At 70.4% G+C, this 14,519-nt stretch carries 11 protein-coding genes; 5 read left to right on the forward strand and 6 right to left on the reverse strand.

Going from position 1 to position 14,519, the window contains the following annotated elements; genetic code table 11:
- Positions 1 to 65 precede the first annotated feature (65 nt).
- Positions 66 to 1,742 carry a serine/threonine-protein kinase gene (locus tag CLV71_RS00160; RefSeq protein WP_133900493.1) on the reverse strand — a complete coding sequence of 559 codons (1,677 nt, stop codon included), beginning with the start codon at positions 1,740 to 1,742 and terminating at the stop codon, positions 66 to 68.
- A gap of 103 nt (positions 1,743 to 1,845) precedes the next feature.
- Between CLV71_RS00160 and CLV71_RS00165 the strand changes: the two genes are divergently transcribed.
- From CLV71_RS00165 to CLV71_RS00175, 3 genes are all read left to right on the forward strand, one after another.
- Positions 1,846 to 2,484 (forward strand): PadR family transcriptional regulator, encoded by a 639-nt coding sequence (locus CLV71_RS00165; RefSeq protein ID WP_133900494.1) that lies wholly within the window; start codon positions 1,846 to 1,848, stop codon positions 2,482 to 2,484.
- A 138-nt stretch (positions 2,485 to 2,622) separates the two neighbouring features.
- Positions 2,623 to 3,819: an FAD-dependent oxidoreductase gene (locus CLV71_RS00170; RefSeq protein ID WP_133900495.1), complete on the forward strand. Its 1,197-nt coding sequence runs from the start codon at positions 2,623 to 2,625 to the stop codon at positions 3,817 to 3,819.
- 4 nt (positions 3,820 to 3,823) lie between these two features.
- Entirely contained in the window at positions 3,824 to 5,284 is a 1,461-nt protein-coding gene (locus CLV71_RS00175; RefSeq protein ID WP_133900496.1) for a DUF7782 domain-containing protein, read from the forward strand.
- 10 nt (positions 5,285 to 5,294) lie between these two features.
- Here the strand turns inward: CLV71_RS00175 and CLV71_RS00180 are convergent, their stop codons facing one another.
- The 4 genes from CLV71_RS00180 to CLV71_RS49085 form a co-directional block, all read right to left on the reverse strand.
- Positions 5,295 to 5,699: an ester cyclase gene (locus CLV71_RS00180; RefSeq protein WP_133900497.1), complete on the reverse strand. Its 405-nt coding sequence runs from the start codon at positions 5,697 to 5,699 to the stop codon at positions 5,295 to 5,297.
- Positions 5,700 to 5,733: 34 nt separating this feature from the next.
- On the reverse strand, positions 5,734 to 6,738 hold the full coding sequence (gene ligD / locus CLV71_RS00185; protein ID WP_133900498.1) for a non-homologous end-joining DNA ligase: 1,005 nt from the start codon (positions 6,736 to 6,738) through the stop codon (positions 5,734 to 5,736).
- Between the two features lie 207 nt (positions 6,739 to 6,945).
- Positions 6,946 to 7,893 (reverse strand): pectate lyase family protein, encoded by a 948-nt coding sequence (locus tag CLV71_RS00190; protein WP_133900499.1) that lies wholly within the window; start codon positions 7,891 to 7,893, stop codon positions 6,946 to 6,948.
- A 38-nt stretch (positions 7,894 to 7,931) separates the two neighbouring features.
- A complete protein-coding gene (locus CLV71_RS49085) occupies positions 7,932 to 11,960 on the reverse strand; it encodes a rhamnogalacturonan lyase family protein (protein WP_166663853.1) in 4,029 nt (1,342 codons plus the stop codon).
- A gap of 393 nt (positions 11,961 to 12,353) precedes the next feature.
- Between CLV71_RS49085 and CLV71_RS00200 the strand changes: the two genes are divergently transcribed.
- Positions 12,354 to 13,169 carry a glycoside hydrolase family 16 protein gene (locus CLV71_RS00200; RefSeq protein ID WP_133900500.1) on the forward strand — a complete coding sequence of 272 codons (816 nt, stop codon included), beginning with the start codon at positions 12,354 to 12,356 and terminating at the stop codon, positions 13,167 to 13,169.
- Positions 13,170 to 13,188: 19 nt separating this feature from the next.
- Positions 13,189 to 13,986: a hypothetical protein gene (locus tag CLV71_RS00205; RefSeq protein WP_133900501.1), complete on the forward strand. Its 798-nt coding sequence runs from the start codon at positions 13,189 to 13,191 to the stop codon at positions 13,984 to 13,986.
- Here the strand turns inward: CLV71_RS00205 and CLV71_RS00210 are convergent.
- Complete coding sequence (locus tag CLV71_RS00210; protein WP_133900502.1) at positions 13,963 to 14,511, reverse strand: histidine phosphatase family protein; 549 nt, start codon at positions 14,509 to 14,511, stop codon at positions 13,963 to 13,965. The genes CLV71_RS00205 and CLV71_RS00210 overlap by 24 nt on opposite strands.
- Between the last annotated feature and the right edge of the window lie 8 nt (positions 14,512 to 14,519).

The following is a 14,519-nucleotide window of genomic DNA, read 5'->3' on the forward strand; positions in this document are numbered from 1 at the left end:
TTCGTAACGCTGCGCGCAAGGAAGGCGTCCTTCGTAACGTTGGGCGCGAGGTACGGGGGCGAGGGCTAGCGGTTTGTGCAGGCTGTGGCCGAGGCGCCGTGTTGGGTGCTCGGGTCGTCCGGACCCAGGCCGATGATCTGGAAGCAGTACCGGTCGGCGTCCGGGTCCAGGTTCTCGACCGTGTAGGTGGTCGTGCCTGCGGCCATGTTCACCAGCGCCTCGCGGTTCTCGGCGCTCGTCACGTCCACGACCACGAACTGGGCCGTGCCGTTCGTCGGGTCCGACCACGTCAGGACTATGTGGTCGCCCTGGTCGTCCAGGGGGTTGAGCGTCGGCGAGAACGCGGGGTCGCCGCCCGTCACCGGCGGCGGAGTCGTCGGCTCGGTGGTCGTGGTGGCCGGTGCCCTGGTCGTCGGTGACGCGGTCGGGTGGCCGGCCTCCCGGTCGCTGCCGTCGACGTACCACACCGCGGCCGCCGCGCCGCCGGCCAGGACCGCCGCCAGGCCCACGAGCAGCAGGCGGCCGCGTTTCCTCGCGGGCTTCGGCCGGGTGATGACCGTCGTCGGGTGCGGGTCGACGTACAGCTCCGGGTGCCACGGAGTCTGCGGCACCGCGACGGGCGGTTCGCCCGGGTACCGGTCCGGGTCGTAGTTCGTCGGTACGGGGCCGAAGTCCGGGAGGGCCGGGCGGTCCGACATCCGCACCGTCAGACCGGCGAGGTGGCTGTTCGGGCCGGCCACCGTGTTGTCGCGGTCCGGTGTGGACGGTTCGGGCTCCTCCGGTGGCGGCGGAGGGGTCGGCCGGGGCCCGAAGTCCGCGATCGGCATCGACGGTGACCAGGCCGCGTCGCCGACCCGCACCGACGCCAGCGCCGCACGCAGCGCACCAGCGTTCGGGAACCGGTCCTCGCGGCGCTTGCGCAGGCACCGCGCGATGATCGCGGCCAGCTCGGGCGGCACGTCGGAACGCCGCAGCTGTCTCGGTTCCGTCGCACGGACCCGCTCCAGGTACGACAGCACGGTGTCCTCGTCCGGGTTGTCCGACGAGAACGGCGGCGCCCCGTCCAGCAGCGTGAACAACGTCGAACCCAGGGACCACTGGTCGTCGGCCGGGGAGGGGTCGCTGCCGTCGATCGTCTGCGGTGCCGCGTGCCGGAAGCTCACCATCTGCAACGACGTCGTGTGCCCGGCGTCCGCCATCCGCGCGATGCCGAAGTCGGCCAGCACGTACGAGGTCGGCAGCACGAGGATGTTCTGCGGCTTCACGTCCCGGTGCAGGAACCCCTGCACGTGGGCGAAGGCGAGCGCGTCCGCCACCGCCGTGCCCGCCGCGACCACGTCCGCCACCGGCATCGGCCCGCGTTCACGCAGCCGGTCGTGCAGCGAGCCGTTGTCGTAGTACTCCATGACGATGCACGGCAGGCCGTCCGAGGTCGTGCCCGTGTCGATCACGGTCACGATGTGCGGGTGCTGGCGGCCGAGCCGCACGGTGATCTCCAGCTCGCGGCGGAACCTGGCCAGCCGTGCCGGATCGCTCACGTTGATGACCTTCACGGCCACGAACCGGTCGAGCCCGTCCTGCCGCGCCCGGTAGACGACGCCCTCGCCGCCCTCCGCGATCCGCTGGAAGTCGCTGTACCCCGCCAACCCCGTCACACCGGGTGGTTCGTGGCCGTGGGGTGGGACGGCTTGCTCGCCGGGTTTCGGCGCCCACGCACGAAACTCGGCGTCCGGGTCGGTCACCCGCCCAGTCTAGGGATGCCCGGCAGCGGAACAACCCACTGCCATCCCGACTGCTCGCATGCGTATACTCGCCGAAGAGTAATCGTCGACGAGGAGGCGCGGGGTGGCGGTGCGGAAGGTGGCCAACCTGCTGGCTCTCGCCGTGCTCGCCACGGTGGTCCAGCGGCCCATGCACCCCTACGAGATCGCGTCCATGCTGCGTGCCCGCGGCAAGGACGACGACATGGAGATCAAGTGGGGCTCGCTGTACACGGTCGTCCGCAACCTGGCGAAGCACGGCTTCGTCGAGGTGGTCGACCACGAGCGCGACGGCGCCCGGCCCGAGCGCACGATCTACCGCATCACCGCGGCCGGGCTCGACGAGCTGCGCGACTGGACGCGTGAGCTGGTGGCCACGCTCCAGCCAGAGCACCCGCGCTTCAAGGCAGGACTGTCGGTGCTGTCGATCCTGCGGCCCGACGAGGCGGTCGAGGCCCTGCGGTCCCGGCTCGCGGGACTCGAGGCGGCCGTGGCGCGACAGCGGACGGCCCTGGCCCGGTATGCCGACGTCCCGCGCCTGTTCCTCGTCGAGGACGAGTACGAGCTGGCCGTCCGCGAGGCCGAGGTGACCTGGGTTCGCGGCCTGCTCGCGGAGCTGACCGACGAGACGTTTCCCGACCTGGTGTCGTGGCGGAGATGGCACGAGACCGGGACGCCCCCGGCGGAGTTCGCCGAGCTCGCCGAACGGGGGAGCACCGAGTGAGAAGCACCCCGGCGGCGGTGTTGCAGCACCGCCACCGGGGCTACCAGTTCGCGAACCGGGCCGGGAGCCCGATCCCCGAGGTGTGGCAACCACGAGGGTAGCTCCCGGCTCCGGTCGCGGCCGACCAGAGGGAGAGACATGTCCAGAGTGAGGAACGCGCTGGTGATCGGCGGCGGTGTCGCCGGTCCCGTGACCGCGATGGCACTGCACAAGGCGGGCATCGAGGCGACGGTGTACGAGGCGTACCCGAGCACGGCCGACGGCGTCGGCGGCTCGCTCGCGCTGGCGCCGAACGGCCAGGCCGCACTCGAGGTGGTCGGCGCGCTGGACGCCGTCCGCGCGACCGGCCTGCCGATCCCGAAGCAGGTCATGTCGTTCGGCGGCCGCGAGGTCGAGCTGCCGCGGCTCTCCGGCCTGCCGCCGCTGCTCCTCGTGCAGCGGGCCGACCTGTACCGGGCGCTGTACGACGTGGCGGTGGAAACCGGGGTCCGGTTCGAGCACGGCAGGCGCCTGACCGCGATCGACGGCACCACGGTCCGCTTCGCCGACGGCACGACCGCGACGGCCGACGTGGTCATCGGCGCGGACGGCGTCCACTCGACGGTCCGAGGGCTCATCGACCCGGCGGCCCCAGGGCCCCGCTACACCGGCATGCTGGGCCTGGAGTCGATCGTCGACCACCCCGTGCCGACCGGGACCGGCACGATGTACTTCTCGTTCGGCAAACGCGCCTACTACCTGTTCTGGCGGCGGCCGGACGGCACGACACACTTCGGCGCCAACCTGCCGCAGGAGCGTCCGATGACGCTGAGGGAGGCGCGGACCGTGCGGGCGACCGACTGGCTCGCCCGACTGGCGGCGGCGTACGGCGACGACGAACCCGGTGGTCCGCTGGTGCGCCACATCGACCCCGCGAAGCTGACCGTGACCGGCGCGCTGCACATCATGCCGCCGGTGCCGCGCTGGCACCGCGGTCACGTGGTGCTGGTCGGCGACGCGGTGCACGCGCCGTCGAACACGTCGGGCCAGGGCGCGTCGCTCGCCATCGAGAGCGCGGTCGAGCTGGCCCGCTGCCTGCGGGACCTGCCGGACGCCGCATCGGCGTTCGCCGCGTACGAGCGCATGCGCAGGCCGAGGGTGGAAGGCATCGCCGCCCGCGCGGCGAAGGTGAACCACATGAAGGCACCCGGCCCGGTCATGAAGGCGGTCATGCCGGTGATGATGCGGCTGCTGCTGAAGACCGCCATGCGGCCGGAGAAGGCGTTCGGGCACGAGCAGCGCTACCGCGTCGACTGGTCGGCCCCGGTCGGTGGAGCGGTGTCCGCGACGCCGTGACAGCATGCCGTTCGTGGCTCCCGACCTCTCCGCCGACCTGTGCGCACGCCTGCGCGACGCGTTCCTGACCGCCGGCTACACCTCCGACGGCGTCATCGAGCTGCTCGGCGGGCGGGCTCACGCCGCGCTCGGCAGGGGCGAACCGGAGCCTGCCAGGCGTGCCACGCGGGACGCGGGCACCCTCGGCACGCTGGTCCGGCTGTTCCTGCTGGGGGATACCGAACCCCTGCCCGCCGTCGAGGCCGCGCTCGGCGACCTCGACGAGGCCGTGGCGGCGACGGTCGTCACCCCGGACGGCCGCGCCGGGCTCGACATCCGGCCCTACGGCGACGACTGGTGGGTGGTGGCCGACCTCGACTCCGACCTGCGGGGCGGTGCCGTGCCGGCCGACCACGTGCTGGGCGTCGGCCACGCGTCGATCAACCTCGCCCGCGCGACCTCCCGCCGTCCGGTCGGCACCCTGCTCGACCTGGGCACCGGCTGCGGTGTCCAGGCACTGCACGCGGGCGCCCACGCCGGGTCGATCACCGCGACGGACGTGTCCACCAGGGCACTCGCGCTGGCGCGGGCGACGTTCCTGATCAACGAGCTGGACGTGGAGCTGGTCGCGGGCGAGTGGTTCGAGCCGGTCGAGGGGCGGCGGTTCGACCAGGTCGTGTGCAACCCGCCGTTCGTGGTCGGCCCGGCACGCGTGGACTACACCTACCGCGACTCGGGCCTCGACGGCGACGGCGCGAGCGCGATGATCGTGCGGCGGCTGCCGTCCTACCTCACGGAGGGCGGTGTCGGGCAGCTGCTCGCGTCGTGGGTGCACCGCGGGGGCGAGGACTGGGCGGACCGCGTGGGTTCCTGGCTGCCGTCCGGTGTGGACGCGTGGTTCGTGCAGCGGGACATCGCCGACCCGCCCCTGTACGTGGGCACCTGGCTGCGTGACGCGGGCATCGACCCGCGCTCGCCGGAGGGCAGGGCCAAGTCGGCCGAGTGGCTGGACTGGTTCGCCGCGAACGACATCGAGGGCGTCGGCTTCGGGTACGTGACGCTGCGCCGCACCGACGCGGACGCGCGGGTCGTGTGCGAGGACCTGCGGCACGCCTTCGACGACCCGCTCGGCCCGGAGGCGGCGCGGTGGCTGGACAACGTGGCGTGGCTGCGGGCCAACGAGAAGTCGCTGCCGAGGACCACGTTCACGGTGCCGGAGTCGGTCGTGCTCGAGGAGGTGTCGGAGCCGGGCGAGGACGGCTGGGCCACGGTCGTGCGTCGCCTGCACCGCATGGACGGCCCCGGCTGGCAGCACGAGGTCGACGAGCCGACGGCGAGGCTCCTGGCCGGCTGCCGGGGCGGGCTGCCGATCGAGGACCTGCTCGCGCTGCTGGAGTACGCCTACGGCCCGGTCGACTGGGAGTCGGCGCTGCCGATCGTGCGTGACCTCGTGCTGCACGGGATGTTGGTGCCCGTTCCGTCCTGAACGTCGTGGCTCATGCCGCCGCCGTGAGTTGCTCCAGCAGCGCCACGTTGTCGGCGGTTCCCCAGACCTCGGCGATCCTGCCGTCACTGATGCGGTAGGTCGCGAACTCGTTGATGGTCACCGACCGACCGGTTCCCGCGACCCCGAGGAAGGGGCCCGTGTGCGTGCCGGTGTCGACGAAGCGCGCGGACAGCCAGCACCCGTCGACGAGCAGGTGCCGAAGGTCCCAGCGGTGGTCCGGGAACGCGTCGGTGACACTGGTCAGCCCGGCGATGTACCCCGCCAGACCGCGGGCTTCACCGTTCACCTCGACGTTCTCGTGCACGAACTCGGCGAGCGTGGTGAACCGATGCTCGTTGCAGCACCGGTTGTAACGCAGGTAGAGCGACGCCAGCTCCGCACGGTTGTGTTCCATGAGGACATCCTGCCTGTTGTCACCCGCGGCGTGCTCAGTCGGAACGCCTGGCCCGGCTCGGCGCGACCCTGGGCGGTTCGCCGGGCATCTTGGGGTAGACCGGCGGCCAGGGTGCGTCGAGCAGGCCGCCTGCGTGGTCGCGTTCGTGCAGCTCCAGGAGCGGGTCGAGGTCCTGGGCGGTCATCGGTGCCCAGGGGTCGCCCTGGTCGGCCAGCCTGGCCGGGACCGTGTCGATGGTCAGCTCGCGTGGCTCGATCGTGGGCAGTTCGTCCCAGGTGAACGGGGTGGAGACCTGTGCGTGCGGGTTGGCGCGCACCGACCACGCGCCGAACACGGTCTTGTGCGGGGCGTTCTGGTTGAAGTCGACGAAGACGCGCTCGCCGCGTTCCTCCTTCCACCAGGCGGCGGTCATGAGGTCGGGCCTGCGCCGTTCCAGCTCCCTGGCCAGCGCGACGGCCGCCGCCCGCACGGCGATGCCGTCCCAGCGGGGGAGCAGCCGGACGTAGATGTGGATGCCCCGGTTGCCGGTGGTCTTGGGGAAGCTGGCGATCCCCAGCTCGTCCAGGAGGGCCTTCGTCTCGGCGGCGGCCTCCCGGATCATCCCGAACGTGACGCCGGGGCCGGGGTCGAGGTCGACACGCAGCTCGTCGGCGTGTTCGGGGTCGGCCGCCGTGTTGGGCCAGACGTGGAAGCCGAGGCAGCCCATGTTGACCGCCCACAGGACGTGCGCGAGGTCGACGGCCACGAGCGCGTTGGAGGTGGTGCCGTTGGGGGTGGCGACGACGGTGGTGGTGAGCCACGGGTCGGCCTTGGTCGCCGCGACCCGCTTCTGGAAGAAGTTGGACCCGCCGACGCCGTTGGGGAAGCGCTGCAGCATCACGGGCCGCCCGCCCATGGCGGCCATCAGCGGCTCGGCCACGGCCAGGTAGTACCTGGCGAGGTCCAGCTTGGTGTTGCCCCGCTCGGGGAAGAACACCTTCGCCGGGCTGGTGATCCTGACCTCGTGACCAGCCACTTCGACCACTTCGACGTCGCTCACGGCCTGACCGTACCTCCGGGGTACGACAGTCGCCCGCCTCGCCGCCCCGCCCCCCGCACTGAAGGACGCCTTCAGTGCACCGGGCGTTACGAAGGCGTCCTTCAGTACACCGGGCGTTACGAAGGCGTCCTTCAGTGCACCGGGCGTGCCACGAGGGCGGCCCCCCAAAGGCAGGGGAGGGAGCCGCCCTCGTGGTGTTGGTACCGGTCAGGCGACCTTGCCCACACCGGCGCCGTTGATGACGTTCGTCCTGGCCGTCGCCGCCGACTCGAGGGTGTACGAGTACGGGATGGCGTTGACCGACCCGGTCGCCGCGCAGGCGCCCGAGCTGACGAGCGTGTTGTTGCGCTGCACGAGCCTGCCGGCCGGGGAGTCGCCCTGGCCGAGGTCGCACGCGCGGTTGGTGTTCTCGAAGTAGTTGCCCTCGACGAGAACGCCCGCCTCCATCGTGGACGCGACACCGTAGGAGGTCACGCCCTGGTAGTAGTTGTTGTACACGTGCACCGGGTTGCCGAAGCGCACGCGCGGGTGGCGCTGGGTGCTGCCCGCGAACCAGTTGTGGTGGTAGCTGACCCGCAGGTGACCGCGGTCCTGGCTGCCGTTGTCGTCACTGTGACCCAGCAGGAACGACTTGTCGTGGTTCTGCACCTTGTTCCACGACACCGTGATGTAGTCCGAGCCGCGCTTGATGTCGAGCGCGCCGTCGGCGCTGTCGTAGAAGTTGTTGTGGTCGATCCAGATCTTCGTGGAGCTGTCCTGGACGTTGATCAGGTCGTCGCTGCCGCCACGGAAGTTCAGGTTCTGGATGATCACGTTGGTGGCGCCGTCGACGTCGATGCCGCCGCCACCCTGGATGCCGGAGCCGGAGCCGACACCGATGATCGTCTTGTTCGACGTCACGTCCTGCATGCCGGTGAACGAGACCATGCCGCTGACCCGGATGACCGCGGCACCGCTCGCCTTCATGGCGCTGACCAGGGCGGAACCGCTGGTCACCGTGATCGGCGACGCGTTGCCGCCGCCGGTGGTGCCCGCTCCGAACCCGGTCGGCGAGCCCACCGCGTGGGCCACACCGCCTGAGGCCACCGTCAGTGCCGTGGCGGCGGCGACCGCCGCGAACCCGGCCAACCCTCGTCTCACAACTGTTTTACGCATGACGCGTACCACTCCTATCTTGCAGGGATCTTCGTTGATCAACCGATCGCGAAGCTCGGGTGCGGCGGCTGGTTGTAGGCCGTGTTCTGCCAGGCGACCGCCTCGCGGTACTGGCGGTCCTGCATCAGCGACGGGCGGCTGATGCTGGTCGAGTCGGTCGTCGAGTAGATCCGCAGCGCGCGGTTGTCCGACGTGCGCCAGACGACCTCCTCGCGCCAGTCGCCGAGGATGTCGGCGGACAGGGCGGGGGTGGACTTCGTGCCGTTGTTCGACGCGACACCGGAACCGGTCAGCAGCCGCGTGTCGCTGCTCGTGCCGTACTTGTCGATGTGCGTGGCATCGAGCAGCTCGCGCTGCGCGTCGCCGTCCCACCAGATCACGAAGTTGGCGGAACCCGGCTTGCGGCTGGACACCTGGGCGCCGTTGGTGGCGCTGCGGAGCCCGTTGACCGCAGACGACCACACCTCGGCGCCCGCGTTGCCGGACCAGATGTCCTCGGCGACGCCACGTCCGTTGTCGCAGCCGCACGACGGGGCGCTCCAGATGATCTGGCCCGTGCGTGCGTCACCCACCCAGTCGGCCGGGTCCGTGCCGGACTCCGACGGCTTGAACACCTCCAGGCCCGCGCGGGACGGGATGAGGTTGCCCACGTGGTAGGCGTCGCCGTGGTGGGTGTTGTTCTGCCACAGGCCCGCGCCGTTGTCGTCGATCGCCATCGAGCCGTACATGATCTCGTCACGGCCGTCGGAGTCCACGTCGGCGACCGACAGCTGGTGGTTTCCCTTGCCCGTCCACGCCGAGCCGTTGGTGGAGGAGTTCGAGTCGAACGTCCACCGCCTGGTCAGCGCGCCGCCCCGGTAGTCCCACGCCACGACCACGGACCGCGTGTAGTAGCCGCGTGCCATGATGATGCTCGGCCGCGAACCGTCCACATAGGCCGTGCCGGCGAGGAACCGGTCCACCCGGTTGCCGTAGCTGTCACCCCACGACGACACGGTCCCCCTGGCAGGCACGTAGTCCGCGGTCGCGAGCACCGCGCCGTCCGTGCCGCGGAACACCGACAGGAACTCGGGTCCGGTGAGGACGTAGCCCGACGAGTTGCGGTAGTCGGCGGTCGAGCTGCCGATCACCTGGCCCGTGCCGGACCTCGTGCCGTCCGCGGTCTTCATCGCGACCTCGGCGCGGCCGTCGCCGTCGTAGTCGAACACCTGGAACTGCGTGTAGTGCGCGCCCGCCCGGATGTTGCGGCCGAGGTCGATGCGCCACAGGCGGGTGCCGTTCAGCTTGTAGGCGTCGAGGTAGACGTTGCCGGTGTAGCCGGACTGCGAGTTGTCCTTGGCGTTGCTGGGATCCCACTTCACCACGAACTCGTACTGGCCGTCGCCGTCGAGGTCGCCGACACTCGCGTCGTTGGCGCTGTAGGTGTAGGCCTCGCCGGAGGGTGTCGTGCCGCCCGGCGGGATCTGCAGTGGCACGTCCTGGGACGTGGCGAACGGTGTCACCTCGTCGGCCATCGCGGACCGCTGTTCGACGCCGTTCACGACCGGGGCGACCGTGTAGGACGCCTTCTCGGGCGCGCCCTCGTCGAGCCAGCTCGTCACGCCCGTCACCTGCTTGACCCGCACACCGTCGCGGTAGACGGTGAACCCAACGCCGGTCGGGTCGTCGTTGCGCAGCCGCCACGACACGAAGTTGCCCTTGTCGGAGCGGACGCTGATCAGGCCGCGGTCGAGCTTCTCGGTGGTGCCGTTGGCCGCCGCGGTCGTCGCCAGGGTGCCGGTGCGGTCGCCGTAGACGATGCCCCTGCCGTTGGTGCCGAGGTAGACGCGGCCGTAGACACGCGGGTCACCGGTGATCGAGTCGCCCGCGTTGCCGTACTGGTGCTTGTCGTCGTTGATCCGCACCCAGGTCGCGCCCGTGTCGTCGGACCGGTACACGCCGGTCACGCCGCCGATGGTCGCCATCGAGTACAGCGCCGGGTAGGTCTTTCCCGGTGCGGCGGCGCCGAAGCCGATGCTGACGGCCTTGGTCGCGCCGGACACCTTGGTGAACGACGTGCCCGAGTTCGTCGAGTGGAAGATGCCGGTGTCGCCTGCCAGCCAGATGTCGCCCTCACGGCCCGCGACGGCCTTGAACTTGCCGGTCGACGGGAGTCCGGTCGAGACGGTCTGCGTGAACGACGCGCCGCCGTTGGTGCTGACGTAGAAACGGCCGCCGTTGAAACCGTAGAACTTGTTAGCGTTAACTCGATCGGATTCGACGACGGATTCGGTCTGCAGCCCCTGTACCTGCGTCCACGAATTGCCGAAACCGACCGAGTAGAACACCGGCTGGCCCTTGGGCGCCCACACGAACCTGCTGCCGTCGGCCGAGGCCGCGACGTTGCCGCCCTCGTTGATGCCGCCCGGCTCGGTGCCCTGGAACCAGTTCGAGCCGCCGTCGGTGGAGAACGCGACATGGCTGTCGTTCGGGCGGTCGGAGTCGGTGAAGTTGCCTGCGCGCACCATCACGCCGGGCGAGCGCTCCGCGAAGTCCAGGCTCGTCGTGCTCGTGAACACGGGCTGGGTGAACATCTTCGACGGGACCGAGGTGAGGCTGTCGTGGCGGAAGCCGCCGATGTCGCCGAGGCCCGACACCAGTGGTGGTCCGGACGGCGGGCTGATCAGGTCCAGCACCGCGGTCTCCTCGAGACCGGCGGCCATCGGCCGGATGGTGATCTTCTGCCCGGCGTCCCACGCCGTGAGGTTGGTCGTGCCGTAGATCGTCGCGCCCGTGCCGTACATGAGGCGGTTGGAGTTGAACGGGTCGATCTCGACTGACTCGTTCATCCAGCCGAGTTTCGGCGTCGTCTCGGGAGGCTGGGGGTTCGCGCCGAAGTTCAGCCACGGCGAGGAGGAGATGTCCTGGGTGTAGCGGGTGGTGCGGTTCGGGTAGCTCGCCCAGTCCCAGATGCGGGTCCAGGTCGCGCCGCCGTCGGTGCTGCGGAAGAAGATCGCGTCCGGCCACCACGACACCTGCGTGGCCACCATGAGCGTGTTCGGGTGCTGGCGGTCGATGGTCAGGCCGCTGTAGCCGAAGTAGTCGTCGCTGCTCGACGACGGGATCGGCGAGATCTGCGTCCACGCGCCGGTGGCCGTGTTGTACTTCCACACGTCACCCTTGCCGCCGTCGTACGGGCCGCCGGTGTCGCTCGTCGCGATGTACAGGAAGTGGTTGGTCTCGTCCAGCACACCCTTGTGCGCCATGTACCCGGTCGGCTGGCCCGCGACCCGCGTCCACGTCGCGCCGGCGTCGGTGCTGCGGTAGACGGTGTTCTGGAGGTCGGCGACACCGGCGTAGATCGCACGGGTCGGGCTGCCGGAGGTGCCGCTCGACTTGTCGAACGTCACCCACACCACACCCGGCCGGTGCGAGAGGTACCCGTTGGCGTCGCCCGGATCCTGTGCCCAGTTGCCCGGGTTCGGGAAGCTCGTCACCTTCGACCAGCTGACCCCGGAGTTCGTGCTGCGCCACAGCCCGTTGCCCTCGGGTGCGCCGAAGTACAGGACCCGGTTGTCGTTGGGGTCGACCGCGAGCCGCTCACCCATGCCCCGGCCGGGCATGTTGCCGCCCAGCTTGAACGGCAGCGTGCTGACCTGCCAGTTCGCGCCCCGGTCCGTCGAGCGCAGGATGGCGCCGTTGTTGGGGTCCCAGCTGTTGGTGTACATGCCCGCCGCGGCGTACACCCTGTTCGGGTCCACCGGGTCGCTGGCCAGGCTGACGACGCCGTTGTAGCCCCAGTTGTCCCAGCCCACGAAGTCGAGCAGCGGCACCCATCTGCCGGTGCTCTGGTTCCACCGGTACGCGCCGCCGATGTCGGTCCGCGCGTAGATCAGGTTGGCTTCCTTGCGGTTGAACACGATGCCGGGGACGAACCCGCCGCCGGCGATCTCTACGTTGCGCCACGAGTACGTCTCGGCGGCGGGGGCCGCCGTCGTTCTGGGAGACGCCGGTGCCGCGGTGGGCACCACCAGCGTCGCCGCGGCGAGTGCCACGGCCGTCAGTGCGTGGGCGAGAGTGATCCGCATGATCGACCACTTCCTTGTGGGATCGTTCGCCGGAGGGCGTGCTGCCGGTCGGCGGGGGTCGTCGAGCCGCTCGATGTCCACTGTGGAGCATCCGGTGGCGCGCTCCGGCGCAGGACTGGGAGCGCTCCCAGCCGAGATGAACAAATTGTTACCACCCGGCCGCAAGGCGTGTCAACGGGGGAAGCGCTTTCCTGGCGTTGGCGAGTCCCCCCCCCTGCTGTGAACGTTAACAAGAAATCGCAGCTGGGAGGCGCCGCCAGAATATTCGATAACGATCATCCGAAGATCGCGAAATGGCCGACCAGTTGACGCGCGCCGTATCGCGGCTCTACCTTGGCAAGGCAAGCGCTTTCCTGGGCGGTTCCGCTTCACATCGAGCAAGGGGTGGCGACGATGCCTGTACCCGGCCGGTTCGACCGTCGAAAACTGCTGGTGGCGGGTGCCGCCGGGGTCGCGGGGAGCATGCTCGGGGCGGGGACCGCCTCGGCGGCCACCTGGGAGACGGTGCTGAGCGACTCCTTCACGAACCGGCAGACGCTCGAGGCGTCGTGGAACTACCGCTACCCCTGGGGGTCCGACCACAACGGCTCGGCACGCATGTACGCCAGCTCGACCGACATCAACCACGTGTACCTGGAGAGCGCCGGGGTGCTGGCGATCAAGGCCAGCCGCATCACGTGGGACGAGGGCACGAGCACCTCGGACCCGCACCTGCCGATCCGGTACCACTCCGGCGCCATCCACGCGCGCCAGCAGGTGCTGGTGACCGACCAGTTCCCGAACTGGGAGGTCAAGGGCGAGTTCCAGGCGCCGTCGGCGCGGGGCACCTGGCCCGCCTTCTGGCTGACCGGGGTGAACAGCTGGCCGCCGGAGAGCGACATCCTCGAGTTCAAAGGCGACGGCAGGAACTGGTTCAACACCTACAAGAACGCGAGCGGTGCCTGGTCGAACACCATCGTCTCGGTGTCGGGCCCCGGCAGCTGGCACGGCTACCGCGCGTGGATCACGAAGGTGAACGCCACGGACGTCGACATCCACTACTACCTCGACGGCAGCTGGGTCGGCCAGCACCGGGGCGCGAACTTCGTGAACAAGCCGATGTGGTTGATCATCAACCTGCAGATGGAGGGCTCGTCGGGTTCGCCGGGCCCGACCGCCGACACGATCTACCGCGCCCGCAACGTGTACCTGGGGCGAACACGAGCCTGATTCATGTCACAATGCCGCGGTGATCGACCACGAGATGGCGGTTTACGCCGATTCCCTGGTGGCACTGGCGGAGGGTCGCACCGACCCGGCCGACTGGCTGGCGTGGTGGACGGCCAACGAGGCCGCGGTCGGGGCGGCCTGCCCACGCGGCTGGCTGCTGCGCCTGCGTCCGCGAGCGGGCGGCGAACCGGGTGATCCACTGTGGACGGCAGGCGCGGTCGCGGCGAGCCAGGCCGGTGCGTGCTACGTCCTCGGCCGGCTCGGCGTGCCGGTCGAGCCATCGGACCGGTACACGGCCGCGTACGACGCCGAGTTCGAGAGGTGGTCACGCGCGGAGCGTGCCGAGTCCAGGCGCCGTACCGGCGAGCTGACGCCGATCATCGACGCGCTCGCGGCGGACTTCCCCAAGCTGGCGCGGTTCCTGCGGCGCAACACCGACGAGATCGAGTCGATGCTCCCCGGGATGAGCCCGGCGACGCTGACCAGCACGATCGGCATGCCGCTGCCAGCCGCCTACCTGCTGTTCCTGTCGCACACGCGCGAGCTGGTCGTCGGCGACACGCTCCGGCTGACCCGCGGCCACCCCTTCGTGCACACGTCGGCGGCGGTCGAGCTGCCGACCGAGGGCATGCTGTGCTTCGGCGAGTACTGGCTCGAGGCCGACGGCGACCAGGTCCTGTTCGATCTCCGTGCCGGCATGGCCGACGACCCGCCGGTGCTGTACTACGCCTACGCGCGCCGCGTGGTCGAGCCGATCGGCCGGTTCACCGAGTGGGTGGAGTCACTGCCCGGATCACTGAGCCGAGGGCTCGGGTAGCCGCAGCGTCCACGACGACGGCCGCCCGGACAACACGGTCCTGGACAGCGACGGCACGTCGATGCGCCAGAACGAGCGGGGCGTGGCGAGGATCGCGTGCACGATCGCGGCCCTGATCACCGCCGGGTGGGTGACCGCGACGATCCTGGTGTGGTCGTACCGCACCTCGTCCAGCCACTCCCCGACCCTGGCGATGAGATCCACAATGGACTCTCCCTCGTGCGGTGCCGCCGAGGGATCGGTGAGCCACTGCGTCACGGCCGTCGGCGCCGATGTGACCAGGTCGTCGAGGGTCTGGCCGCGCCACGTGCCGTGGTCGCAGTCGCGGAGGTCCTCGTCGACCGTGGCGGAAAGGCCCAGCGCCTTCGCCGTCTGCCTGCAGCGGGTCTCCGGCCCGGTCAGGTACACGTCCGCCCTCGCGGGTGCCGGTGCGGGAGTCTTCTCGACGGGCTCGTCGAGCGGGAAGGCGCCCGTGCGGGTCGCGGCGGTCGCCGCGTGGCAGATCAGGACGAGACGGCTGGTCATAGGGCTCC

The sequence above is a fragment of the Actinophytocola oryzae genome (assembly GCF_004364325.1).
In the GTDB taxonomy this organism is placed as follows: domain Bacteria; phylum Actinomycetota; class Actinomycetes; order Mycobacteriales; family Pseudonocardiaceae; genus Actinophytocola; species Actinophytocola oryzae.

Excerpts from the sequence above, each read along its gene's own strand:
- CLV71_RS00170 (WP_133900495.1), top strand. The coding sequence starts at position 2,623 with ATGTCCAGAGTGAGGAACGCGCTGGTGATCGGCGGCGGTGTCGCCGGT.
- CLV71_RS49085 (WP_166663853.1), bottom strand. The coding sequence starts at position 11,960 with ATGCGGATCACTCTCGCCCACGCACTGACGGCCGTGGCACTCGCCGCG.
- CLV71_RS00175 (WP_133900496.1), top strand. The coding sequence starts at position 3,824 with ATGCCGTTCGTGGCTCCCGACCTCTCCGCCGACCTGTGCGCACGCCTG.
- CLV71_RS00210 (WP_133900502.1), bottom strand. The coding sequence starts at position 14,511 with ATGACCAGCCGTCTCGTCCTGATCTGCCACGCGGCGACCGCCGCGACC.
- CLV71_RS00180 (WP_133900497.1), bottom strand. The coding sequence starts at position 5,699 with ATGGAACACAACCGTGCGGAGCTGGCGTCGCTCTACCTGCGTTACAAC.
- CLV71_RS00200 (WP_133900500.1), top strand. The coding sequence starts at position 12,354 with ATGCCTGTACCCGGCCGGTTCGACCGTCGAAAACTGCTGGTGGCGGGT.
- CLV71_RS00190 (WP_133900499.1), bottom strand. The coding sequence starts at position 7,893 with ATGCGTAAAACAGTTGTGAGACGAGGGTTGGCCGGGTTCGCGGCGGTC.